Raw genomic sequence first — 25,177 nt, forward strand, 5'->3', positions numbered from 1 at the left:
CAGGTGACGCTTCAGGCGTCGGGGCAGAGGGGTCAACGTGGGCGCAGCGCGCGTCGGGCCGGGTGGGGCCGAGGCTCTGCGTCCGGGCCGGACGAAGCGCCGCCACGTGGACCTCTGCCGGACACACACCGCGCTCTGTCGCTGACAACCCGCCCCGGCCCGGAACCTGCCGGGTGATCCTCGTTCGGAGATCGGACGCGGCCCGGTGCGTGCGATGCCCAAGGCGCCGGACCGCCCCTCGGACAGGACACCCCCGCTCCAACGGGGTTGAGAGCGGGACAAGGGCTGCCGATGGACCATTCCGGCCGTGCGGGAAGCAGGTACGGCGGGCGTGGCAGGTGCGGCAGGCGTGGGCGCCCGATGGCGGCCACCCGGCGGGCTCCTGCGCCGGTTCGGCCGGCCGCGCCCCATACCGCCCGGCCGTCCCGGGTACTGGCCCGTCCCCCAGAGATCCGCCACCCCTTGACGCCACCGGTCCGCGTAGCGAAGGCCGGTGAGAATGGACGAGTTGTGAGTGCGAAGCGGCCCAGGACGCTCAAGACCGTGACCGGAGCCGGCGGCACGTCGGAGACCTACGACTTGGCGATCGATCCCACCCGGTCCACTCTGGACACCGCCCTGCGGGTGGCCGGGCTCGCCGAGGCGGCGCGGATCGACGCGCTGTTCACCGCCGACCTGCTCAGCTTCGGAGCCCAAGGGGCGATCGGGTCGCAGGAACCGCTGGTCTTCGTCTCGGCCCTGAGCCAGGTGACATCGCGGATCGGCCTGATCGCCACCGTCTCGACCACGTTCCACCACCCGTTCAACCTGGCCAGGCTGTTCGGCACGCTCGACCACGTCAGCAACGGGCGGGCCGCCTGGAACCTGGTGACCTCCTCGATCGGCGAGGAGAACTTCGGGCCGGGCGAGTTGCCCAGCCCCGAGGAGCGCTACGCGCGGGCCGCGGAGACGCTGGAGGTGGTCAACGCCCTGTGGGACAGCTGGGAACCGGGGGCGCTGACGGTGGGAGCGGACGGCAGTGCGGTGCTGCACCCGGACCGGGTACACCGCATCGACCACACCGGCCGGTTCTTCAGCGTGGCCGGTCCGCTGAACATCCCGCCGCTGCCGCAGCGGCGCCCGGTGCAGATCCAGGCCGGGCAGTCCGAGGCGGGTACGGCCCTGGGCGCCCGCTACGCCGAGGTCGTCTTCACCTCGCTCCCCACCCTCGACGTCGCGCTGGACTTCACCCGGAAGATCCGCGGTCAGGCCGAACGGCTGGGACGGGCCGACGGTCTGCCGCTGATCTTCAGCTCGTTCCACGCCACTTACGGAGCCAGCGAGGAGGAGGCGCGGCGGCTGGTGCGGGAGAGGCGCGAGTCGATCGACTTCGAACTGGGGCGGGCGCAGGTGGCCGACATGCTCGGTGGCGGCGTGGATCTGTCGGAGCTGCCGCTCGACGCGAAACTACCGGAGAGCCTGCTGCCCGACCCGGCCTCGGTGAACCGCCGTCGCGGCCGGGTGGACATCTTCGCCGGCTACGCCCGACAGGGCTACACACTGAGGGAGTTGGTGATCGCGGCCCAGGACACCGGGCACTGGGCCGCCGCGGGAACACCCGAGCAGCTCGCCGACGCCGTCGAGGAGCGCTTCCGGGCCGGGGTGCTGGACGTGATCACCCTCGGCGGCCTCGCGGACCCGCGGCAGCACGACTTCGTCGTCAACGGCCTGCTGCACGAGCTGCGCGGGCGGAAGATCGTCGCCGACGACTACACCGGCACCACCCTGCGCGAGAACCTGGGGCTCGAACTCCCGCCGCGCGCGGGTGTGCCGGTCCGGGTCGGCCCGGAGGCCCGGCAGTCGCCGTGAGCCCGCGGGCCGGTCGAGATGAGCCGGACACACGGTCGCGACCGCCGGCCGGTGACGACCGGCGGACAGGACCGCGACGTCACGGACTCGCCCGCAGGGGCCCTGTGACGCGGCCGGACACTCGTCACGCCCCCCTGGCCCGGGTCCGCGGAAGCCTGGTCGCCCCCGCCGCGGCGAAGAGGCAGAAGCCGAGGACCCACCAGAAGGTGTCGCCGAACGCGGCGGAGATGTCCGGGCCGCGGGCGGACAGACGGTTCTGCAGGACCACGGCCAGGGCTGCCGTGCCGACCGAGCCGCCCACGGTGTTGAGCAGGTTGAGCGCGCCGGACGCGCGTGGGAGGTGCTCGGGGTCGATGCGGCTGTAGACGATGTTCATCACGGGCGCGCCGACCATCGCCATCCCGAAGCCGCGCACCGCCAGTGCCGCGACGATCACGGCGTCGGGGAGTCCGTGGCCGAGCTGGGTGAAGGGGGCCGTGCCCGCGAGGATGAGGACGATGCCGGTGATGACCAGGGTCCGTGGGGGGACCTTGTTGATGGTGCGGTTGACCAGGACCGATCCGGCTGCCGCTCCCAGGCCCTGGGGGGCGAGCAGCAGGCCGGCTTCCCAGGCCGACATGTTTCGGCCGGTCTGGAAGTACAGCGGCAGCAGGAACATCGTGCCGAACACCGACGCGCCCAGGACGAGGAGGGAGAGGGCGGCGGCGCCGAAGGGGGGACGGGTGAACAGACGGGGGTCGACCAGGGGGGTGCCGATGGTCCGCAGGCCGTGCACCGTGAAGCCGGCCAGCATCGCCAGTCCCACCGCCACGCCGGCCGTGGCCGGGGCGGTGCGGCCGTGGGCGACCTCGGTGAGTCCGTACACCAGCACGGCCAGACCGGGCGAGAGCAGCAGCGCCCCGCGCAGGTCGAACGGTGTCCGCCGGTTCGACGGGGGTACCGCGGGGACGTAGCGGCGGGCGAGGAGGGCGGCGGCCACTCCGATCGGCAGGTTGACCAGGAACAGCCACGGCCAGGGCGCGACGGAGAGGATGGAGCCGCCGGCCAGCGGGCCGAACACCGGTGACAGCAGCGGGACGACCGCGACGACGCTGATCACCCGGCCGGTGCGGCCGGGGCCCGCGACGCGGGCCAGCAGGGCCTGCCCCGTCGCGGGCAGCAGTCCGCCGCCGAGGCCCTGGATCACCCGGAACACGACCAGGCTGGTCACCGACCAGGCCGAGGCGCAGAGCACCGAGCCGAGCAGGAAGACGCCCACCGCGGCGAGCCAGGTCCGCCGGCCGCCGAACCGGTCGGCCAGCCAGCCGGACGCGGGCACGGCGGCTACGACGGCCAGCAGGTAGGCGGTGGTGACCCACTGGATCTCGGCGACGGACACGTCGAACTCGTCGGTCAGGCGGTCGATGCCGACGCTGACGATCGTGGCGTCCAGCGTGGCCATGAAGGTGCCGAGCACCAGGATGAACGCGATCCGCAGCAGTTCCCGGTCGACCCGCTCGTCGGGCGGAGCGGCCTTCTCACTCATCGGTCCGCCAGGAGGTCGCGCACGTCGTTGTCGAGGTGCTTGTCGAGGTTGCGCAGGAGGTCGAGCAGTTCGCCGGCGAGCCCTTCGACGTCCGTGCCGGAACGGTGGGCGAACACACCGGTCCAGCCGTCTCCGTCGGGCATGACGGTCAGGGTCACCGGGTGGTGCGTGGCCTCACGGAAGCGGGTTCCGACGACCGTGAGCCCGGGGGCGGGTTCGCGCAGACGGTCCGGGTCGACGGGATAGTTCTCGAACACCACCAGGCTGTCGAACAGCCTGCGCCGCCCGGTCAGCCGTTCCAGGTCGGTCAGGGCCACGTGGTGGTGCTCGATCAGGGCCCGCTGACCGGACTGGAGCCGAACGAGGGTGTCGGCCAGTGTGCCGGCCAGCCGTGCACGCACGGGCACGGTGTTGGCCAGCAGGCCGATGATCTCCTCGACGCCCGCCAGCTCCGGGGGACGGCAGGACACCATGGCGCCGAAGCAGACGTCCAGGTGACCGGATCGCCGGGCGAGCAGCACCGACCAGGCGCCCTGCACCAGTGTGTTCAGGGTCAGACCGCGCCGGGCGGCGAGGGTGGTGAGGTCGGCCACCAGCGCGGCGTCGAAGTCGATGACCTCGGGTTCCTGCCAGGCGGGGCCGGGTTCGCCGCCGCCCAGGTAGTCGCCCTCGGGCAGGCCGTCCAGCTCGGCCGCCCACGCGCCCAGGTCGGGTTCGTGGTCGGCGGACCAGCGGAGGTAGTCGCCGAACGGTACGGGGGCCGGCAGGCCCGGAGCGCCGCCGCGCACGTTCGCCGTGTAGAGGGCGAACAGTTCGGCGAGGATGCGCGGGGCGGACCAGCCGTCGGAGAGCACGTGATGGCTGGTCATGACGAGGTCGACGAGCTCGGGGCCGCGCCGGATCACGGTCAGGCGCAGGAGCGGGCCCCCGGCCAGGTCGAAGGGTTCGGCCAGGTCGGCCGCGAGTACCTCGTCGGCGGGCCCGTCGGCCACGCGGAAGTCCGGCGTGGGCGATACGGGGATCACCGCCAGGCCGGCGGGGAACACGGCACCCAGGTTCGGGTGGCGGGCCAGCAGACCGGCGCCCGCGGCGCGCAGGGCCTCGATGTCGAGCGGACCGGCGAGGGTGAAGGCCGACTGCACGGTGTACGGGTCGGGGCGCTCGGTGCGCGAGTGCCGCAGCATCACCTCCTGGAGCGGGGTGAGCGGCTGGACGTCGGCGACCGGGCGGTCGCCGTCGAGCGCCCTGATCTCGGCGGTGGCGGCGATGCTCAGGAGCGCGGTCCGCAGGTTCTCCCCCAGTTCCTCCGCCTCGGCGGTGGTGAACAGGGCGGCGGGCCAGGTGATCCGGACGCCGAGCGCGTCGTCGCGTACCAGGGCGTTGACCATCAGGCTGTACGGGAGCGGCATCGTGCCGGAGCCGTTGGAGCCGAGCGGGTCGGCGTCCGGGGGCGCCTGCCACGGCGTCTCCTCGTCCGGGGCGCCGGGGTAGCGGCCGAGGTAGTTCCAGGCGATCTCCGGGTGCACGGGTTCCAGCAGACCGGCCGCGGTGAGAATGCCGTGACCGAGGCCGTCGCCCTGGGCGCGCAGCCGCTCCCTGACCGCCTTCACGTCGTCGTCCGCGTCGAGCCGTACGGGGTGGACGGCGGTGAACCAGCCGACGGTCTGGGACAGGTCGACGTGGCGGGGACGCCCGTGGCTCTCCAGCGCGACCAGCAATTCGGGTGTGCCGCGCCAGGCCCGTACCGCCTGTGCGAGCGCGGTCAGCAGTACGGCGTCCGGAGTGGTGCGGTAGAGGGCGGGCAGCGTCGTGATCAGGGCGCGGGTCGATTCGGTGTCGAGCCGGATCTCGTGGTGCGTGGCGGTGGCCACGGTGTCCCGGGCGGGGTCGAGCGGGCGGGTGAGCGCCGGTGTGGCGTTCATCAGCCGCCAGTGCGGCAGTTCGTCCCGCCGGTCGGCGTCGCTCAGGGCGCGCGCCCAGCCGAGGAACGACTGACCGTGCCGGGTCAGCGTGCCGCCGGAGTGGGCGTGCTCCAGGTCGTCCAGCAGGACGCGCCAGGAGACACCGTCGACGACCAGGTGGTGGGCGATCAGGACGAGGCGGCCGGGCCGGTCGGGGCCCGCGTCCACCCATACCGCGCGCAGCAGCGGGCCGGTGCGCGGGTCCATCGACTCACGGGCCGCGGCGATCCCCGCGTCGGAGGGGGCGCGCAGGTCGCCGTCCGCCCGTACGCGGGTCAGCACGTCGGCCCCGGTCACGGTGCCGGCCGGCGGGATGTGCAGTGTGCCGCCGGTCAGTCGGGCCCGCAGCACGTCGTGCCGGGCCAGGATCGCGTCGAGCACGGACCGCCAGGTCGTCTCGTCGCCGCCGGGCGGTACACAGATCTCCACCCACTGGCAGAATCCGTCGGCCGCCTCCCCCGCACGGCTCAGCAGGTCGCGCATGATCGGGGTCAGGGGCGCTTCCCCGGTCGCGGGGGCCTCACCGGCGTCGAGGGTGGCGGCCCGCGCGGCGATCCCGGCGACGGTCTCGCCCTCGAACACGTCCTTCGCTGTCAGGCCGAGTCCTTGGCGACGGGCCCGGGACACCACTTGCAGGGACACGATGCTGTCCCCGCCGATGGCGAAGAAGCTGTCGTCGGGTCCGATGCCGTCGGTGCCGAGGACATCCCGGAACACGCCGAGCAGCACGGCCTCTTCCGCGGTGGCGGGTTCGCGTCGGGCGGCGGCCACGGTCTCGGGCGCCGGCAGCGCGGCGGAGTCGAGCTTGCCGCTCGGGCTCAGCGGCAGCCGGTCGATCGGCACGAGCGCCGTCGGCACCATGTGGTCGGGCAGTTCCCCGGCCAGGTACTCGCGCACCCGGGCGATGTCGAGGTCGGCGTCGTCGGTCGGGATGACGTAGCCGACGAGCCTGCCCTCGCGCACGATGACGGCGCAGGCGCGCACGTCGGGGTGGCCGGTCAGGGTGGATTCGATCTCGCCCAGCTCGACGCGGAAGCCGCGGATCTTGACCTGGTGGTCGGCGCGGCCGAGGAACACCAGCTGGCCGTCCGGCCGCCAGCGCACCAGGTCACCGGTGCGGTACATCCGCTCGCCGGGCGGGCCGAACGGGTCGGCGACGAAGCTGGCCGCGGTGAGGCCGGGGCGGCCCAGGTATCCGCGTGCCAGGCTCGGCCCGCCGAGGTACAGCTCGCCGGTGACGCCGGTGCCGACCGGCTGGAGTCCGCCGTCCAGCACGTAGGCGCGGACGTTGGGGTCGGGGCGGCCGATGGGCAGCGGTCCGGCGTCGTCCGGGTCGTAGTGCCAGGTCGCCGAGTTGATCGTGACCTCGGTGGGCCCGTAGGCGTTGAAGAGTGCCCGGCGGCCCCGGCCCCAGCGTCGCGCCAGCTCGGGGTCGAGGCGTTCGGCGCCGACGACGAAGAAGACGTCGGGGTCCACCGTGCGGTCGTCGGGCATCGCGGCGAGGAACGACGGAAGCAGGTTCACTCCGGTGACCCGGTGCTCGGTGATGTAGTCGAGCAGTTCGTCGCCCGGTACGCGCACCTCCTCGGGCGCGATCACGGAGGTGCCGCCGGAGAGCAGCGGCACCATCGTCTGCCAGAACGCGACGTCGAAGCCGGTCGACGCGAAGTGCAGGTAGCGGTCGTGCTCGGTGACGCCCACGACCTCCTCCTGCAGTGCGATCAGGTCGGGCACACCCCGGTGGGTCACGCCGACGCCCTTGGGCCGCCCGGTGGTTCCCGAGGTGTAGATGACGTAGGCGAGCGCGTCCTCGGTGAGCCTGGCGCGTGCCTCGGCCGGATCGGCGTCGGGGACGGTCGCGAGGGTGGACGGGTCGTCGAGCCGCAGGACGGGGATGTCGCGGTCGACGGGCAGTTCGGCGCCGGTCGTCACGGCCGCGGCCGGGTTGATGTCGTCGAACATGTAGGCAAGCCGCTCGCGCGGGTAGCTCGCGTCCATCGGCACGTACACCGCGCCCGCCTTGGCGACGCCGAACAGTGCCACGGTCATCTCGATGTCGCGTCCCAGCAGCACCGCGACCGGGTCCTGGGGCCGTACCCCGCGTGCGATCAGCGCCCGGGCCAGCCGGTTGGCCTGCCGGTCCAGTTCCTCGTAGCTCAGGCTGCGGTCGCGGCAGACCAGGGCCTCGGCCCCGGGCTTGCGCCGCACCCAGGCGGCGAACTCGTCCAGCCAGTGGCCGCGGTCCTTCGCGGGGACGATCTCGGTGCCGGTACGCAGCATGAGCGCCCGCTCGTCGGCATCGAGCGCCGGCAGCCGGAGCGCGGGCCGTGACGGGTCCTCGACGATCTCCCGCAGGAGGTTGTGCAGCCAGCGGCCGTAGTCGCGGACGGTCGACGCGTCGAAGGCGCGCGGCTGGTAGCCGAGGCCGATCGTGATCTCGTCGTCCGGGATCACGATGACGGTCAGGGCGTAGTGCGTGGCGTCGGTGATGTCCACCCCGGCCAGGTCGAGGCCGCGGGTGAGCGGGGTGCGCTTGCGGCTGGAGAGCGGGAAGTTCTCCATGACGAGCATCGTGTCGAAGAGTTCACCGACGCCTACGGCCCGCTGGATCCCCGGCAGGCCGGTGTGGTGGTGCTCGGCCAGGGCGACGCTCTCGGCGTGCACCCGGGCCATGAGGTCCCGCGCGGTCTCGTCCTGGGTGTGCCGGACCCGCACCGGGATGGTGGTGCCGAGCTGTCCGATCATCGACTCGACACCGTCGACCTCGGCGGGCCGCCCGGAGACCGGGCAGCCGAACACGACGTCGCGACGTCCGGTGAGCCTGCCGAGGAGCAGGCCCCATGCCGTCTGGAGGACCGTGGTCAGGGTGACGCCCTGCTCGCGGGCGAACGCGCGCAGCCGGTCACTGAATTCGGGGCCGAGGCCGACGGTCTCGCGGCCGGGCCGCTCGACACCGGTCTCGATGCTCGCGGGTGCCAGCCGGGTCGCGTCGTCGACGCCGGCCAGGGCGTTCCGCCACGCGTCGAGCGACGCCTCCCGGTCCCGGCCGGCCAGCCAGCGGAAGTACTCCGAGAGGGGTGGGGAGGCCGGGGCGGCGGGTCCGCCGCTCAGCTCGGCGTAGATGGCCAGCAGGGTGCGGCCGACCAGTGGCATCGACCAGCCGTCGAGCAGCGCGTGGTGGTTGGTGATCACGAGCTTGTGCTCGGCGGGGCCGACACGGGACAGCAGGAAACGGATCAGCGGCGGCCGGGCCGGGTCGAACGGGCGCGCCAGCTCGGCGCGGGCCGCCTCCGGGAACCGGTCGTCCTCCCGCCAGTCCAGGGCGACCTCGGTCGGGATCACCTGCACCACGTCGTCGCCCGCCGTGCCCAGGTACACGCGCAGGGCGGGGTGGCGGCGCAGCAGTTCCCGGGCGGCCTCCGCCATCCGGCCCGGCTCCAGCTCGCCGGCCAGGGTCGTCACGGCCTGGACGACGTAGACGTCGGTGTCCTGGTCGTCGCGGACCAGGGTGTGGAAGGACAGTCCGACCTGGAGCGGGGTGGCGGGCAGCACGTCGGCGATGGGGCCGGTGCGTTCGAGTACGTCGATGGCGGACTGGTCGAGGCCGACGAGCGGCAGGTCGGAGGGGGTGAGGCCACCCCTGGTGTGCAGGGCGTGTGCGGCCAGGGCGTCCAGGGCGGCGGCCCAGGCCTGCTGGAGGGCCGTCACGGCGTCGGCGCCGAGCACCTCGGTCGCGGCGGTCCACTCGACGGCGAGCCGGGGCGCGTCCTCCTCGTGGACGAAGCAGTTGAGGGCGAGGACCTGTTCCAGGGACTTTGCCGCGGGCTCGGTCACCGAGAAGGCGTCGTGCTCCGGCAGCCGCCAGCCGGTTCCGGACAACGGGGCGAACCGGCCGAGGTAGTTGAGCAGCACGTCCGGCGGCGGGGTGGCGGCGAGTTCGGCGCCGGCCCGCGGGTCGAGGTGGCGCAGGACGCCGTAGCCGATCCCGCTGTCGGGAACGCCGCGGCGGGCCTCCTTGGCGGCGCGCAGCGCCTGACCCACGTCGTCGGAGGCGGGTACACGTACCGGGTACTCGCTGGTGAACCAGCCGACGGTGCGGGACAGGTCGAGGTGTTCGCGGCCGTGGCCCTCCATCGAGACCGTCACCGCGTCGTCGGTGAGGCCCCAGCCGCGCAGGGCGAGGACGAGGGCGGCCAGCAGCACTTCGTCGACCCCCGCGCGGTACGCCGCCGGCAGTGTGGTCAGCAGGGCCTCGGTCGCCTCGGCCGAGGCGACGGTGACCGAGCGGTGGGCCGTCGATACGGTGTCACGCGTCCGGTCCAGCGGCCGTGTTCCCAGCCGGGAGGCGGAGCCGAGCGCGGTTCGCCAGTAGTCGAGTTCGTCCCGGCGGGCGCCGGATCGGCCCTGTTCGGCGAGGAGCGTGGCGTGCCGCCGCCAGGACGCCCCGACCGGGGCGAGGGCGGCGCCCGTGCAGGCGCTGTACAGGTCGGGCAGCAGGATGCGCCAGGACACTCCGTCCATGGCGAGGTGGTGGACGACGACGACCAGCCGGTCCGGTGTGCCGTCGCCGGTGCGGAGCAGGGACACGCGCAGCAGGTCGCCGGAGCGCGGGTCGAGCTCTCCGGCCAGCCGCTCGGCCAGGGCTGTCACGTCCTCGCCGTGCACCTCGGCGACGACCGCCGGCACCGTGCCGCGGGGCAGCACCTCCAGGCCGTCGGCCACTCGCAGCCGCAGGGCGTCGTGGTGGTCGAGCACGGTCTGTACGCCCGTGACCAGGTCTTCGTGGGCGAGTTCACCGACGCGCAGGGCGGTCCACTGCGCGTATCCGGCGACGACGTCGACGTCCGGGTGAGGGTCGAGCAGGCCACGCACGATCGGTGGCGCGGGCACGGGTCCGGTCGGGTCGTCGACCGCCTCGGGAGCTTCCTGGAGCAGTTCGGCGGTGGCCGCCAGTGCGGCGAAGCTGCGGCGGGCCAGGAGGTCCCTGGGGCGCAGCGCTAGGCCGGCGGCCCGCAGCCTGCTGCTGACGGTGATCGCGGTGATGCTGTCCCCGCCGAGGGCGAAGAAGTCGTCGTCCACGCCGACCCGTTCGACGTCGAGTGCCTCGGAGAGGACGGCGCACAGCAGCCGCTCCCGCTCGGTGCCGGGCTCCCGGCCGGCCCCGCCCGGCAGCGTGGGCGCGGGCAGGGCGGCCCGGTCGAGCTTGCCGTTGGGTGTGACAGGCAGCCGGTCCAGCACCACGACCGCGGCGGGCACCATGTGTTCGGGGAGCCGCTCGGCCAGGTGGGCGCGCGCCTGTTCGGCGGTGACCGAGGTGGACGCGATGTATCCGATCAGCCGGGACGCACGCACCCCGGCGGCGGCCGCGGTGACCCCGGGTACGGCGGCGAGCGCCGCCTCGACCTCGCCGGTCTCCACCCGGTGGCCGCGGATCTTGACCTGTCCGTCGCCGCGGCCCCGGTACTCCAGGCCACGGCCGGGCACCCAGCGGGCCAGGTCACCGGTGCGGTACATCCGCTCGCCCGGTGCGCCGAACGGGTCGGCGACGAAGCGGTCGGCGGTGGCCCCGGGCATGCCGAGGTAGCCGCGGGCCAGGTGCGGTCCGGCCAGGTAGAGCTCGCCCGCCGTGCCGTGCGGGACGGGCTGGAGGGCGCTGTCCAGTACGTAGGTCCTGGTGCCGGCGAGCGGGTGGCCGATCGTCGGCTCGTCGCCCTCGATCCGTGCTGTGGTGCTGTCCACGGTGGCCTCGGTCGGCCCGTAGATGTTGCGTGCGGTGACCCCGGATCCGGCGACGCGGCGCCACAGGGCGGGCGGGGTGGCCTCCCCGCCGAGGACGAGCAGCGTCGGCCGCCGGTCGAGCAGACCCGCGTCGATCAGGGGTGCGGCCATCGACGGTGTGGTGTCCACGATGTCGATGCCGTCGTGGGCGAAGGCGGCGAGCAGGGCGTCGGCGTCCCGGGCGGTCTCGGTGTCGTAGACGTGCAGTTCGTGTCCGCACAGCAGCCACACCAGGTGGTCGAAGGCGGAGTCGAATGCGAACGAGTAGGTGTGCGCGACGCGCAGTTGCCTGCCCGCCGCCTGCTCGGCCTCGGCGACGACGGTGGACCGCTGGTGGTGCAGGAGCGAGGCGAGCCCGCCGGCCCGGCCGAGCACGCCCTTGGGGCGGCCGGTCGATCCGGAGGTGTGGATGACGTAGGCGAGGTGCTCGGGGTGCCGGGGCGCGGCCAGTTCGGCGGCTGTCAGCGGCTCGCCGGACAGGCCGGCGGCCTCGTCGAGCAGCGTGCCCCAGGGCAGTCCGTCGACCGCGCCGGCGGTCAGGACCAGGGCGGGGCGGGTGTCGTCGATCAGCTCGCGCAGCCGCTCGGGCGGGTGCGCGGCGTCCAGGGGCAGGAACGCGGCCCCGGCGTCCAGCACGGCCAGCAGTGCGGCCACCGAGTCGGTGGAGCGCGGCAGCGCGAGCGCCACGACGTCGTCGGGACCGATCCCGCGGGCCCGCAGGGCGCGGGCCAGCCGGTGCACCCGGTCCGCCAACTGCGCCGCGGACAGCCGGTCGTCACCGCCGACCAGGACGGTACGCCCGGGACCGGCGGCGGTCATGGCGTCGAAGGCGGCCGGTACGTCCACCGGGGTGCCGGGCAGCGCGGCCGGGCGCCAGGGTGCCAACAGCGCGGCCACGTCGTCGGTCAGCGCGATCCGGCCGACGGGAAGCCCTTCGGTCAGCCCGGACAGCAGGGCCCGCAACCCGGACAGCAGACCGTCCACGGCCGCCTGGTCCTTGGAACGGGCGTCGACCTCGAAGCCGAGCAGCAGCCCGCCGTCCCGGGTCGGCAGCACGCTCAGGCCCATGTCCTCCGGCGGTCCGCCGGCCACGTTGCGCATCACACCGCCGGCGCCGGCGAAGTCGATCGCCAGGTCGAACGCCTTGAGGTTGATGCCGCGTCCGTGCAACAGCGCTCCCGCGCCGGGGACTTGGAGGTCCCGGGGCAGGTCCTCACCCCGGTAGCGCTGGTGGTCGCGCATCTCGCGCATGGCGGACGCGACCCGCCGGCTCAGCTCACCGAGCCCGTCCCCGCCACGGACGGCCACCCGCAGGGGCAGCACGTTGACGGCCATGGCGGGGGTGCGCAGCTCGGTCGAGCCGGCCCGGCACATCAGCGGCAGGGCGAACACCACGTCGGTGTGGCCCAGCATGCGGTGCAGGAAGGCGGCGTAGCAGGCGATCAGCGCCTCGCCCCAGGCGACACCCTCCTTGCCTGCGAACTCGCGCAGCCGGGCGGTCTCCTCGGGCGTGATCACGGCGCGGGCGGTCAGGGTCCGCTCGGGCGAACCGCCGGTGTCGGGCTCGGCGGTGTCCCCGAGTTCGGGCAGCGGGGTGAACCGCTCGACCCAGTACGCGCGGTCTTCGGTGAAGCGGTCGCTCTCGCGGTAGGCCCGGTCGGCGGCGACGAGCTCCGCGAATCCGCCGAAGGTGCAGCGCGGCACCTGTGTCCCGCGCACCAGGGCGGTGTAGCGGGCTGCGGTGCGGCGGGCGAGCATCGCGGCGGTGTAGCCGTCGAAGACGAGGTGGTGGCCGAGCTGGGTGTACCAGACCTCGCGGTCGGACAGCCTGATGACGGTTCGTGCGTACAGCGGCCGGTCCACCATCCCCCGGCAGGCCTCGGCCGCCCTCCCCCGCTCCGCGTCGACGAATGCCTGGGCCGCGGCCGCGGGATCGGCCTCGGCGCTGACGTCGACCACATCGGGCAGCGGGACCGGCTCCTCGCTCACCGCCTGGCGCGGCCCGTCCTCGGTGTCGTACACCCGCAGCCGCAAGCTCTCGGCCTCTTCGGTGGTCGCCCGGACCGCCTCGGCCAGCGCGTCCGCGTCGACCGGCTCGCTGCCGGATATCTCGACCACGTCCCCGACCACGTAGTACGGCGAGTCCGGCTCCAGGCGCTGCGCGTTCCAGATGCCCAACTGGGCGCTGGTCAGGGCGAGAAGGCCGTCCGAGGGCGCGCTTGCGGTGCTCAACTTACTCTCCTAGAAGTGTGGGTACGACCATCGGTGTGCCGGTCACCGGGTCGGGGACGATGACGCTCGGCAGGTCGAACACGTCCTTGATCAGCGCGGCGTCCACGACGTCCCCGGGGTCTCCCTCGGCGACCACCCGGCCGTCCTTCATGGCGACCAGATGGTCGGCGAAGCGGCAGGCCTGGTTGATGTCGTGCAGGACGGCTACGACCGTGCGGCCCTCGTTGCGCAGCCTGGCCAGCAGTCCGAGCAGCTGGTACTGGTGGGTGATGTCCAGGAACGACGTCGGTTCGTCGAGCAGCAGATAGGACGTCTGCTGGGCGAGCACCATGGCCATCCACACCCGCTGCCGCTGTCCGCCGGACAGCTCCTGCACCGGCCGGCCGGCCAGGTCCCCGACGCCGGCTGCGGCCATGGCCTCGGTGACGGCCTGTTCGTCGTCGGCCGACCACAGTGCCAGCATCGACTGGTGCGGGTACCGCCCCCGTGCCACCAGCTGCCTGACCCTGATGTCGTCGGGCGCGAGGGGGTCCTGCGGCAGGAAGCCGAGTTGCTTGGCCAGTGCCTTGGTCCCGTAGCCGCCGACCTCTCGGCCGTCGAGCTCCACCTGACCGGAGTCCGGGCGCAGCAGCCGGACCAGTGCGCTCAACAGGGTTGATTTCCCGCAGGCGTTGGGGCCCACGATGGCGGTGAACGCGCCGTCGGGGATGTCCAGGCTCAGCCGTGTGGACACGACGCGGTCTCCGTAGCGCAGGGTTATCTCCCGCGCCGTCAGGCGTGCGGTCACGCGCGCCTCACCTCCTTGGTCAGCAGCCAGATCAGATAGCAGCCGCCGATCGCGGTACTCACCACGCCGACGGGCAGCGCGACGGGCGCGAGCAGCATCTGGGCGATCAGGTCGGCGCCCTGGAGGAGCACCGCCCCGGTCAGTGCGGCGGGGAGCAGTGGTACTCCGGCCGCGCCCGCGAGCCTGCGGCCGATCTGCGGGGCTGCCAGCGCGATGAACGCGATGGGTCCGGCGACCGCGGTCACCGTGGCCGTGCAGCCGACGCCGACCAGCACCATGAGCAGCCGCAGCCGGTCGAGTCCGACCCCGGTGGTCACCGCGATCGCGTCGCCGAGCGATGCCTGGTGCATGGCGTGGGCCCGTGCGGTCATCAGGGCCAGCAGCACGGCGATCACCGTGAACGGGATCCTCAGGTCGGACCAGCCCACTCCGTTGAGCGATCCGGCGCTCCAGCCGACGGCGGCGATGGCCACCTCCAGGTCGGCGCGCAGCACGATCCACGAGTTGATCGCGGTCACCATCGCGTTGACGGCGATGCCGATCACGACCAACCGCATTCCGGAGAAGCCGTGTTCGATCGACAGCAGGTAGATCGCGGCAGCGACGAGCAGTCCGCCGAGCACCGAGCCCGCGGCGAGTTGCGCGGATGTGCCGGACAGCACGGTGAGGGCGACCAGGGCGCCGGTGTAGGCGCCCGCGTCGAGGCCGATGACGTCGGGGCTGCCCATCGGGTTGCGGGTGAGGTTCTGGAAGATGGCCCCCGCCACGCCGAGCGCCGCGCCGAAGACCAGTCCGGCCAGCACGCGCGGCAGCCGCCAGTCCCGGATCACCACGGAGTGTTCCGTCCCGGTGAGCACGGAAAAGACCTTGCCGGGGGACGCCCATGACGCCCCGTAACACAGTCCGAGCAGGCCCAGGCCGAGCATCAGGGCGACCATCACGGCGACGAGCAGGACCGTGCGGCGTTCGGTCCTCAGTCCGAGCACGTTCACAGCGACCCCGCCCCGTAGCGGCGAACCGCCCAGATCAGCATGGGGCCGCCGAGGAACGCGGTCACCACGGCCACCGGCACCTCGCCGGTGGGCAGCAGTACCCGCGAGCCCATGTCGGCGATCAGCAGCAGGACGGGGCCGAGCACCATCGTGTAGAGGATGAGCCAGGGCACCGAGCCCGCCGCGGGCTTGCGTACCAGGTGCGGCACGATCAGCCCGACGAAGAGGATGGGCCCGGCCACCGCGGTCGCCGCGCCGCTGAGGACGGTGATGAGCACCAGGGTGGCGGCCCGTACCCGGCCGACGCCCGCGCCCAGGGTGTGGGCCACGTGCTCGCCCAGGGTGAGGGCGTTGAGCGCCCGGCTCAGCAGCAGCGCGCCGAGCAGGCACACTCCGATGGCGGTCAACGGCACTGTCAGTGGCTCCTGTTCGCGGCCGGCCAGCGATCCGACCGACCAGAAGCGGTAGGTGTCGAAGACGTCCGGGAGCATCAGCCGCATGCCCAGCGCTACGCCGCTCAGCACCGCGGTGAGCGCCACACCGGTGAGCACGAGGCGCAGGGGCGAGCGTCGCCCGACCGCGGCGACCAGGAGTGCCGCGAGTACGGAGCCGAGGATCGAGAAGCCCAGTTCGCCGCCCTGACCGGTGGCGAGGCCGAGGGCCGAGCCGATGGTGACGGCGAACCCGGCGCCCGCGGTGACTCCGAGGATGCCGGGCTCGGCCAGTGGGTTGCGGGCCAGCGTCTGGATCAGGGCGCCGGCCACCGCGAGCGCGGCGCCCACCGCGATGGCCAGCAGCGCTCGCGGCGCCCGGACGTCCCGGACGACCACGTGGTCGTCGGTGCCCCGGTAGTCCAGGAGTGCCTTGACGACCTCGGTGGGTGCTACGTGGCGGGCCCCGATTCCCATGCTGAGGACGGCGACCGCCGCCAGCAGCACCAGTCCGCCGACGAGCAGACCGATCTGCGGCACGGCCCGCCCCGTTTTCGCCGCCCGGGACGCGCGGCCCGCGACCCTCACGGCTTCAGCAGCGGAGCGAGCGACTCGTCGATCGCGTCCAGGGTCTTCAGTGCCTCACCGTAGGTGGCGGCCTCGGTGTAGCGGAACGGGAACGCCTTCCCGGCCTTGACGGCGGGGAGGTTCTTCCAGAGCTTGGAGTCCAGGACGTACTGGACGGGCTTGGGGACGCTGCCGTCGGCGTTGACCGAGTAGGTCAGTGCGTCGGCCCCGCGGAAGGCGGCCGGGAGTTCCTCGATGGACGGGTACTCACTGACCGAGGCCGATCCGGCGCCGGGCTTCTTGACCTTGCCGTAGTACTTCGCGCCGATGTCGTTGGCGATGTTGGGGCCCCACGAACCGTCGAACTCGCGCTGGAAGGTGCCCTTGGCGGCGTCACCGTAGGCGCCGACATGGCCCAGCTTGAGCTGGGGCAGCACGTCCTTGTACTTCTTGGCCAGGCCGGCGGCCTTGGTCTCGTAGGTCTTCTTCGCGGCGTCGAACTTCGTGAGCGCGCCGGCTGCGTCGGCCTGCTTGCGGGAGAGCTCGCGCCAGGCGGACGGCACGGTCGGGCCGATCGCCACGACGGGGGCGATGGACTCCAGCCGCTTGATGTCGATGTCACCGAGCACGGGAGCGGGAACACCGATGACGATCAGATCGGGATCGGCCTCGGCGACGGCCTCGTAGTTGGTCTCGGCCGCCTGCTCGCCCGCCACCTTGGGGAGCTTCTTGTACGTGGCGAGATCGCCCTTGGTCATCATCGGCTCGCCACGCTGCCAGGAGGAGATCCCGACCAGCGGTGCGCCGGCCTCGATCATGACGGGGACGGCGTAGCCGGTGGCCACCACACGCTTCGGGTCGGCCGGAATGGTGATCTTGCCGTTGTCCGCGGTGAACACCCGGGTCTTGGCCTTACCCGAAGCGTCCGACCCGTCGTCCGATGACGACCCGCCGCATCCGGCCAGGACGAGGGTCAGCGACACGGCGCCGATCAGGCCGAACGATCTGCGTATGGACATGTAATGCTCCCTGTTGCTCAGTTACTTAGGTAAGGCTTACCTTAGTTGAAGATCTTCCGGCAGGACAACCCGGGGCCGGGCCCGCCGCCCGCCCGCCCACGCCCGGTCGGTCAGTGGTCGTCCTCGTCGAAGTCGGCGACGCCGCGCTTCCAGTAGCCGGTGATGTCGTGGTCGGCCCTGTCCAGCCGCAGTTCGTCGCGGACCCATCGGCGCAGCGGCTTGATCTGCCCCGCCTCACCCGCGACCCACACGTACACCCGCTCGCCCCCGGGCACGCTCACCGCGGTCACCGCACGCTCCAGGGCGTCACCGGTGCCCGCCGGCAGGTCCCCGCGGTGCAGCCAGCGCACCTCGACACCCTCGGGGGCGGACAGCTCGATCTCCTGTTCCGCGTCGGCGACTTCGACGAACGCCCAGCCCTTCGCGGATCGGGGCAGTTCCTCCAGCCATCGCGCGATAGCTGGGAGGGCCGTGATGTCGCCCGCGAGCAGATAGCGGTCGTAGGTGTGCGGGACGATCAGCCCGCCGGGCGGACCCGCGATGTGCATGATGTCGCCGGGCCGGGCCTCGTGCGCCCAGTCCGACGCGAGTCCGCCGTCGTGCGGGGCGATGTCGATGTCGATCTCGCCCGCCACCGGGTCGTAGCGGCGCACGGTGTACTCCCGCGAGACGACCGCCGGCCGCGGCCAGTGGAGCATCGCCCCGTTCGGCTCGGGCAGCCGCAGCGTGCCGTCCGGGTCCGGGAAGATCAGTTTCACGTGTTCGTCCGGTGAGTGGGCCTCGAACCCCTCGGTGCCCGCCCCGCCCAGTGTCACCCGCAGCAGGCCCGCGCCGACCGGCGCGGTTCGCACGACCTCGGTCCGTCGGATGCCGATCGGATATCCCACCTTCTCGGCGCTCAGGCCCGTCCGGACCTCCGCGATCCGGTCCAGGTGGCGGTGCCGGTGGTCGATCCGGCTCATGCGGCACCGCCCGTGACGACCGCCGTCCAGTGGGCCAGTTCGGGCTTCTCGGCCAGATCGGGGAATTCCAGCGTCGCCGCCCCCGCGGCACGCCAGCGCTCGACCAGGACCATGATCCGCATCGAGTCCAGGCCCAGGTCGACCAGGTTCTCATCGGGTGCGATGTCGGCGGGGTCGCAGTCGAGCAGCTCCGCTATGTCGGCGCGGAGGCGCTCGGGCGACAGGGTCTGGGTCATCGGGTGGCTCCTGCGGGGATGGGCGCCGGCGCGGAAGGCACCGGCGAGGACGATCACGTCATCCCGGGGCGGCGTACGCGCGCGCCCGGTCATGGCGTGGCGGGAGAAGTCAACGGCCGCGACGGCCGGTTGCGCGGGGCCGTCTCACGCGATCGGCCCGGGGCCGGGGCGCGCGGCACATGCTCGCGCGGCGCACGGGAGACGGCGGCACAGCGCGCGCCCCCACGGTCCGCTCCGGTGGTACCTCACACATGGACTCCCCCTCTCCCGCTCACAGCCAGGCAAGGCTAACCTAACCCAAGGACGCTGGGTACATGCACGTAGACCCCGCGCGCATGCCACCGCGACCCATCCCTGCTCGACATGACTGCCAGTCACATCGGCCCGCGGGAACGCCGATCGGACAAGATGCGCAAAGAAGGACACATTCCATCGACCCCGCTCGCGCCGATCATGGATCGTAAGTTAGGTTACCCTTACCTAACACCCCCGTAGGAGGTTGCTCATGTATGAGCACATACCGGGCAGAAGTGGTGAGTTCGATGGCCGCACCGCCCTGGTGACCGGTGCCGCGCAAGGCATCGGGGCGGCCGTCGCCGAACTGCTCGCCACCCTCGGTGCCCGGGTGGCCGCGACCGACCGCGCACTGGACGGCGTCGAAGCCCTGTCCGCCCAGTGGGACCGGCGACAGACGAAACCGGGAACCGTCCGCTCGGCGGGGCGCCTGGAGCCGTACGCCATGGACGTCACCGAACGTCCATCAGTGGAGCGGACCGTGGCACGTGTGGAGCGCGAACTCGGCCCCGTGGACGTGCTCGTGAACGTCGCGGGCATCCTGCGCCCCGGCCCCGCCGCCGAACTCTCCGTCAAGGACTGGTCGGACACCTTCGCGGTGAACACCAACGGTGTCTTCAACGTCTCGCAGACCCTCGCGCCGCTGATGGCCGCCCGCGGCGGCGGCGCCGTCGTCACCGTCGGTTCCAACGCCGCGGGAATACCCCGTACCGGCATGGCGGCCTACGCCGCGTCGAAGGCGGCGGCCACCATGTTCACCAAGTGTCTCGGCCTCGAACTCGCCCGCAGCGGCGTCCGCTGCAACGTCGTCGCCCCCGGATCGACGGACACCGCGATGCAACGCGCCCTGTGGACCGGGTCCGGTGCCGAACAGCGGGTCATCGACGGGGACCCGGCGACCTACCGCACCGGCATCCCGCTGGGCCGGATCGCGGCCCCGCAGGACATCGCCGACGCCGTCGCCTTCCTCGCCTCGGACCGCGCCCGCCACATCACCATGCAGGAGCTCTACGTCGACGGCGGCGCGACCCTGCGCTGAAGCGCCCCCGCACCCTCCCCCACTGACGAAATCCGAGAATGGAGTCCCTGTGTCGACGGCATCCCAGGTCGCCACGCACGTACCCCCGGCCGATCCGGCCCATCCTGCCGTAGGCGCGGCCACCTCACTGCTGGACCTCTACAGACCGGGCGACCGCTTCCTCGCCACTCCTGGCCGCACCCTCCTGGCCCACGGCGCCGCACGCCCCGTACCGCACGACGCGCGGCCCCTGGACCAGCGGGTCGGCGCCACCCTGGCCGAGGCCGCGGCAGCCGGGCAGGAGTCGCCCGTGGTCATCGGCGCCATCCCGTTCGACCACGAGGCACCGGCCGCCCTCTCCGTTCCCGAGGCGGTGCGCATCGCGCCGCCGCTCGCCTCCGACCCGCTGATCGCCCTGCCCGTCGGGGTGTCCGGCTCGGCGGACTGGCGGATACGCCCGGTGCCGGGACCCGAGGTCTACGGAGCCGGCGTCGCCTCGGCCGTAAAGCGCATGTGGCGTGGGGAGTTCAGCAAGGTGGTGCTCGCCCGCACCCTCGAACTCACCTCCTCCGCCCCGCTCGACCTGCCCGCGATGCTCCAGCGGCTGGCCCGTCGCGACCCGCTCGGCTACACCTTCGCGCTGCCGACCGGGGCCGGCCGCACCCTCATCGGTGCCAGCCCGGAACTGCTCGTGTCCCGCCAGGGGCAGCAGGTGGTCGCCAATCCGCTCGCCGGGTCCACCCCGCGCAGCAGCGACCTCGCCGAGGACGTGCGCCGTGCCGCCACGCTGCTGGAGTCCGTGAAGGACCTCCACGAGCACGCCGTCGTCGTGGACGCCGTCCACCAGGCCCTGGCGCCGTACTGCTCGGAGATGACCGTCCCCGCCCGGCCGACCCTGATCCGCACCGCCACCATGTGGCACCTGTCCACCACGGTCACCGGCACGCTCGGCTCCCCCGATACCTCGGCGCTGACGCTGGCCTGCGCCCTGCATCCCACCCCCGCCGTGTGCGGCACCCCCACCTCGACGGCCCGTCAGGTCATCGCGGAGACCGAGCCGTTCGACCGCGGGTTCTTCACCGGAGTGGTGGGCTGGGGCGACGCACGGGGCGACGGGGAGTGGGTCGTCACGATCCGCTGCGCCGAGGCCGAGGAGCGCATGCTGCGCCTCTACGCGGGTGCGGGCATCGTGGCCGCGTCCGAGCCGGAGGCGGAGACCGCCGAGACGGCCGCCAAATTCCGTACCTTCCTCAGCGCCGTGGGGGCCGAACTGTGAGCCTGGACGACGCACCGACCTGGCCGTCCGACTTCGCCGATCGGTACCGGCGAGCGGGCTGGTGGCGCGGGGAGACCTTCGGTTCCATGCTCAGGGAGCGTGCCGAGGCGCACCCGGACCGGATCGCCGTGGTCGATCCCGTCGCGGGAGTGCGGTGGAGCTACGCGGAGCTGGACCGGCGCGCCGACCGGCTCGCCGCGGGCTTCCTCTCCCGCGACATCACCAAGGGCGACCGGGTGGTGGTTCAACTGCCCAACATCGCCGAGTTCTTCGAGGTCGTCTTCGCGCTGTTCCGGATCGGCGCACTGCCCGTCTTCGCGCTTCCGGCCCACCGCGAGACGGAGATCTCGTACTTCTGCGAGTTCACCGAGGCGGTCGCGTACGTCATCGCGGCGGAACACGGCGGCTACGACTACCGCGAGCTCGCGGCGAAGGCCCGCGCGGGCGCAGGCACGCTGCGGCACGTGTTCGTCGCCGACGGGGACCCGGGCGAGTTCGAGGCACTGTCCGACGTGCCGGAGGACCCGGTCGGTTACGGCGCCCCGCGCCCGGACGAACTGGCCTTCCTCCAGCTCTCCGGCGGCAGCACCGGCGTACCGAAACTGATTCCGCGCACCCACGACGACTACATCTACTCGCTGCGCGGATCCAACGAGATCTGCGGGGTCGACGAGAACAGCGTCTACCTCTGCGCCCTGCCCGCGGCCCACAACTTCCCACTGTCGTCGCCCGGTTCGCTCGGCACGCTGTACGCCGGCGGGCGTGTGGTGCTGTGCCCGCAGCCCTCCCCCGAAGCGGCCTTCCCGCTGATCGAGCGGGAAAAGGTCACGCTCACCGGGCTCGTACCGCCGCTGGCCCTGCTGTGGACCCGGGCGGCAGCCACCACCTCGCACGACCTGAGCAGCCTGGACGTGCTGCTGGTGGGCGGCGCCAAGTTCAGCGAGGAGGCGGCACGGCGGGTCCGGCCCGCGCTCGGCTGCACCCTGCAACAGGTCTTCGGGATGGCCGAGGGCCTGGTCAACTACACCCGGCTGGACGATCCCGTCGAGGTGATCGTCACCACCCAGGGGCGGCCCATCTCGCCGGACGACGAGATCCTCGTCGTGGACGACGAGGACCGTGAGGTCGCGCCGGGCGAGACGGGTCATCTGCTGACCCGCGGGCCCTACACGATCCGCGGCTACTGGCGTGCACCGGAGCACAACGCCCGTTCGTTCACCGAGGACGGCTTCTACCGCACGGGCGACGTCGTCCGGGTCACCCCGAGCGGGCACATCGTCGTCGAGGGGCGCGCCAAGGACCAGATCAACCGGGGCGGTGAGAAGGTCGCCGCCGAGGAGGTGGAGAACCACATCCTCGCCCATCCCTCCGTGCACGACGCCAACGTGGTGGCGGAGCCCGATCCGTATCTCGGCGAACGCGTCTGCGCGTACGTGATCCTGCACCCGGGCGAGGGCCCGCTGAAGCCGGTGGACATCAAGCGGTTCGTGCGGGAGCGGGGTCTGGCCGCGTACAAGGTGCCGGACCGGGTCGAGTTCGTGGAGACGTTCCCGCAGACCGGCGTCGGGAAGATCTCCAAGAAGGACCTGCGGACCGCCGCCGCCCGCGGCGCGTCCGCCTCCCCGGCCGCCTGACCCTCCTGCCCCGCCTCCCCGGCCCTCCCCTCTCGACCCCGAACGGAATCCCAGCACCATGGCCCTGCCCGCCATTGCCCCCTACCCCATGCCGGCCGCCGACGAGCTGCCCGCCAACCGGGTCGAATGGACCGTCGATCCCGCCCGCGCCGTACTCCTCGTCCACGACCTGCAGAACTACTTCCTGTCGGCCTATGACACCGATTCCGCCCCGATTCCCGAACTCCTCGCACACGTAGCCGAGTTGAAGAAGGATGCGGCACGTTTCGGGGTACCGGTGCTCTATACCGCGCAGCCCGGCGGCCAGAGCCCCGAAGAGCGCGGCCTGCAGCAGGACTTCTGGGGCCCCGGGCTGCCCGACGACCCGCACGCCGCCGCCATCGCACCGGCCGTCGCGCCCGACGAGGGCGACACGGTGCTCACCAAGTGGAAGTACAGCGGATTCGTCCGCACCGATCTCCTGGAGCGGCTGCGCGAGCAGGGCCGGGACCAGATCGTCATCACCGGCGTCTACGCCCACATCGGTGTCCTGATGACCGCGTGCGACGCCTGGATGCAGGACATCCAGGCCTTCGTGGTGGCCGACGCGGTGGCCGACTTCTCCGCCGACGACCACGCGATGGCGCTGCGCTGGGCGGCCGGAAAGTGCGCCGTCGTCACCACCACCCGCGAGGTCTTCGGGGAGAAGTGACGGTCGCGGCCGCGCGCCCCTGAGCAACCCGGTACGGCCTCACCCGCACGAGCGGCGACGCCGTACGGGGCCGTCCACGCCCGGGTCACGCCACCCGGCGTGATCACGGCCGTGAGTGCCGTTCCCCCGGAGGGATCGCACGTACTGCCGTGCGCGTGCCCAGGGGCGTGCCCCTGGGCACCGCCTGCGCGCGGCGGGCACGTACCCCGCCGCCCCCGCCCACTCCGGCAGGCCCGTGGCCGCGCTCAGACAGCGCCCCGCACCGCACCCGCACCGTCGAAGGCCGTTCCGCCGGCGGACCCGAGTTCCAGCCACAGCCCGGTGAACCGGTCGAGCAGGGCGGCCGCCGCCGCCACATCGTCCGTCAGCGGCCGGTCGGCCAGTTCCGCGTCGAGGACCGCGTCCGCCAGTGCGAAGGCGCGGCCGACCGGCAGTTCCGGATCGAGCCGCATGTCTCGTTGGCGCAACGCCCGCACCGCCGCCACGAGTTCGCAGCCCACCACGAGCCGGTAGGCCTGGCAGGCGCGCAGTGTCTGGCGCGCCGCCAGCGAGGCGAAGCTCGCCTGCTCCTCGACGCCCCGGGAGAGCACCGCGTGGCCGAGTGACGCGGGCGCGGAGAAAGCCCGCAGATCCCCGAGCGCCGCCCCCGCCGCGTACTCGAGGATCATCACGCCCGACGACGCCGGCTCCCCGTCCGCGAGGAAGGGCCGCAGGCGGGTGAAGCCCGGTTCGTTCAGCGTGGACAGACGCGAGGTCGACAACCGCGCCACCTGCGCCACCGCCAGGCGGAAGTGGTCCAGGGACAGGGCGAGTTGGGCGAGATAGAAGCCGCCGTGATGGTAGGCCGCCATGTCGTCGGCCGAGATCAGCGGGTTCTCGGCCGCCGCGTTGATCTCGATCGAGAGGACGTCTTCGAGTGCGTCCGCCGCGTCGTGCGCCGGCCCGTGGATCTGCGGCACGCAGCGGAAGCCGTAGGGGTCCTGGATCCGGCCGAGGGGCGGCCGGGGACGGTCGGGCGCGCCGAGCAGCAGCCGCATCCGTTCCGCGACCGCGTACGAACCGGCGTGCCGCCGCGCCTCGTGCACGGGCAGCGCGTACGCCTCGTACGAACCGTCGGTCGCCATCAGGGACAGCGCCGCCACCACCTGTGTGGCCGCGATCAGACCACGCAGCTCGTGCAGGGCGAGCGCGGACTGGCCGAGCGTGAGGGCGTTGCTGCTGATCAGGGCGAGGGCGTCGTTGTTGTCGAGGGGCTGCGGCTCGGGAGCGGCGCCCGCACCCTGCCAGGGGTGTTCGCCCGCGAGCGCGAGGCCCATCTGTGCGAGGGCGGCGATGTCACCGGTGCCGACCGAGCCGAATTCGTTGACCTTGGGCCAGGCGCCCGTGGCCAGGGCCTCGCAGAGTGCCGTGACGACGGTCGGGCGCAGGCCCGCACCGCCCGCGAGCAGCTGGTTGGCGCGGACCGCGAGCATGGCACGGACCTGGCGGGCGGGCAGCTCGTCGCCGATCGCCCCGGCATGGCTGCGCAGTAGCCGCAGGCCGTGGTCGGCGGCCGCCTCCGTCGGTACGGACTCATTCCGGTTTGCGCCCACGCCGGTGGAGCGACCGTAGACGCGCCCCCAGGAGGCGATTTCCCGCGCGGCGTTCCACGAGGTCTCCACGCGCTTCATCCCGTCTGCCGCCGGAATGGGCTTTGCGGTGGATTCGGCCATACGTACGACATCTGCGACCATCAGTCCACGGCCGTCGAGGACGACGATCGCGTCGCTGTTGTCGGTCACCCCGTTCACGATATGAGACGACATCACTCGCAATTCCTCCTCAAACAGGCGCTCCGTCTTGCCCTACGACCACTCGTAACCAGGGATTTACGCCTGTGCGGCGACTACCTATTGACAACCTATTCAGTCACCGAGAACTCTGCAT

At 72.7% G+C, this 25,177-nt stretch carries 14 protein-coding genes; 5 read left to right on the top strand and 9 right to left on the bottom strand.

The features are described 5' to 3' along the window. Positions 1-510: 510 nt before the first annotated feature. The gene (locus tag ACFVJX_RS07995) at positions 511-1,848 is read left to right on the top strand and encodes an NtaA/DmoA family FMN-dependent monooxygenase (RefSeq protein ID WP_384127428.1); all 1,338 of its coding nucleotides are present in this window, start codon (positions 511-513) and stop codon (positions 1,846-1,848) included. Between the two features lie 124 nt (positions 1,849-1,972). Here ACFVJX_RS07995 and ACFVJX_RS08000 read toward each other — a convergent pair whose 3' ends face one another. From ACFVJX_RS08000 to ACFVJX_RS08035, 8 genes are all read right to left on the bottom strand, one after another. Further along, the gene (locus tag ACFVJX_RS08000; RefSeq protein ID WP_384127430.1) at positions 1,973-3,373 is read right to left on the bottom strand and encodes an MDR family MFS transporter; all 1,401 of its coding nucleotides are present in this window, start codon (positions 3,371-3,373) and stop codon (positions 1,973-1,975) included. After that, positions 3,370-13,344: an amino acid adenylation domain-containing protein gene (locus ACFVJX_RS08005; RefSeq protein ID WP_384127432.1), complete on the bottom strand. Its 9,975-nt coding sequence runs from the start codon at positions 13,342-13,344 to the stop codon at positions 3,370-3,372. The genes ACFVJX_RS08000 and ACFVJX_RS08005 overlap by 4 nt, the downstream gene beginning before the upstream one ends. Before the next feature lies 1 nt (position 13,345). Next, positions 13,346-14,131: an ABC transporter ATP-binding protein gene (locus ACFVJX_RS08010; protein ID WP_384127434.1), complete on the bottom strand. Its 786-nt coding sequence runs from the start codon at positions 14,129-14,131 to the stop codon at positions 13,346-13,348. After that, positions 14,128-15,123: a FecCD family ABC transporter permease gene (locus ACFVJX_RS08015; protein ID WP_384127436.1), complete on the bottom strand. Its 996-nt coding sequence runs from the start codon at positions 15,121-15,123 to the stop codon at positions 14,128-14,130. Before ACFVJX_RS08015 ends, ACFVJX_RS08010 begins: the two co-directional genes overlap by 4 nt. After that, positions 15,120-16,142 carry a FecCD family ABC transporter permease gene (locus tag ACFVJX_RS08020; protein ID WP_384127438.1) on the bottom strand — a complete coding sequence of 341 codons (1,023 nt, stop codon included), beginning with the start codon at positions 16,140-16,142 and terminating at the stop codon, positions 15,120-15,122. The genes ACFVJX_RS08015 and ACFVJX_RS08020 overlap by 4 nt, the downstream gene beginning before the upstream one ends. After that, positions 16,139-17,140, bottom strand: a complete 1,002-nt coding sequence (locus ACFVJX_RS08025) for an ABC transporter substrate-binding protein (protein ID WP_384127440.1) — start codon at positions 17,138-17,140, stop codon at positions 16,139-16,141. Before ACFVJX_RS08025 ends, ACFVJX_RS08020 begins: the two co-directional genes overlap by 4 nt. 110 nt (positions 17,141-17,250) lie before the next feature. Then, positions 17,251-18,102 carry a siderophore-interacting protein gene (locus tag ACFVJX_RS08030; protein ID WP_384127442.1) on the bottom strand — a complete coding sequence of 284 codons (852 nt, stop codon included), beginning with the start codon at positions 18,100-18,102 and terminating at the stop codon, positions 17,251-17,253. Next, positions 18,099-18,338 carry a phosphopantetheine-binding protein gene (locus ACFVJX_RS08035; RefSeq protein WP_384127444.1) on the bottom strand — a complete coding sequence of 80 codons (240 nt, stop codon included), beginning with the start codon at positions 18,336-18,338 and terminating at the stop codon, positions 18,099-18,101. Before ACFVJX_RS08035 ends, ACFVJX_RS08030 begins: the two co-directional genes overlap by 4 nt. 505 nt (positions 18,339-18,843) lie before the next feature. Here ACFVJX_RS08035 and ACFVJX_RS08040 point away from each other — a divergent pair. Genes ACFVJX_RS08040 through ACFVJX_RS08055 form a run of 4 tightly spaced genes read left to right on the top strand, consistent with a single transcriptional unit; the run spans position 18,844 to position 23,251 of the window. Then, positions 18,844-19,671, top strand: coding sequence for a 2,3-dihydro-2,3-dihydroxybenzoate dehydrogenase (locus ACFVJX_RS08040; RefSeq protein ID WP_384127446.1), 828 nt, complete (start codon positions 18,844-18,846; stop codon positions 19,669-19,671). Positions 19,672-19,720: 49 nt separating this feature from the next. Next, the gene (gene dhbC, locus ACFVJX_RS08045) at positions 19,721-20,926 is read left to right on the top strand and encodes an isochorismate synthase DhbC (protein WP_384127448.1); all 1,206 of its coding nucleotides are present in this window, start codon (positions 19,721-19,723) and stop codon (positions 20,924-20,926) included. Next, positions 20,923-22,560: a (2,3-dihydroxybenzoyl)adenylate synthase gene (locus ACFVJX_RS08050; RefSeq protein ID WP_384127450.1), complete on the top strand. Its 1,638-nt coding sequence runs from the start codon at positions 20,923-20,925 to the stop codon at positions 22,558-22,560. The genes dhbC and ACFVJX_RS08050 overlap by 4 nt, the downstream gene beginning before the upstream one ends. 58 nt (positions 22,561-22,618) lie before the next feature. Continuing rightward, on the top strand, positions 22,619-23,251 hold the full coding sequence (locus ACFVJX_RS08055) for an isochorismatase family protein (RefSeq protein ID WP_384127452.1): 633 nt from the start codon (positions 22,619-22,621) through the stop codon (positions 23,249-23,251). 245 nt (positions 23,252-23,496) lie between these two features. Here ACFVJX_RS08055 and ACFVJX_RS08060 read toward each other — a convergent pair whose 3' ends face one another. Further along, positions 23,497-25,056: an aromatic amino acid ammonia-lyase gene (locus tag ACFVJX_RS08060; protein WP_384127454.1), complete on the bottom strand. Its 1,560-nt coding sequence runs from the start codon at positions 25,054-25,056 to the stop codon at positions 23,497-23,499. Between the last annotated feature and the right edge of the window lie 121 nt (positions 25,057-25,177).

It is taken from the genome of Streptomyces sp. NPDC127177, assembly GCF_042672475.1.
Lineage (GTDB): Bacteria > Actinomycetota > Actinomycetes > Streptomycetales > Streptomycetaceae > Streptomyces.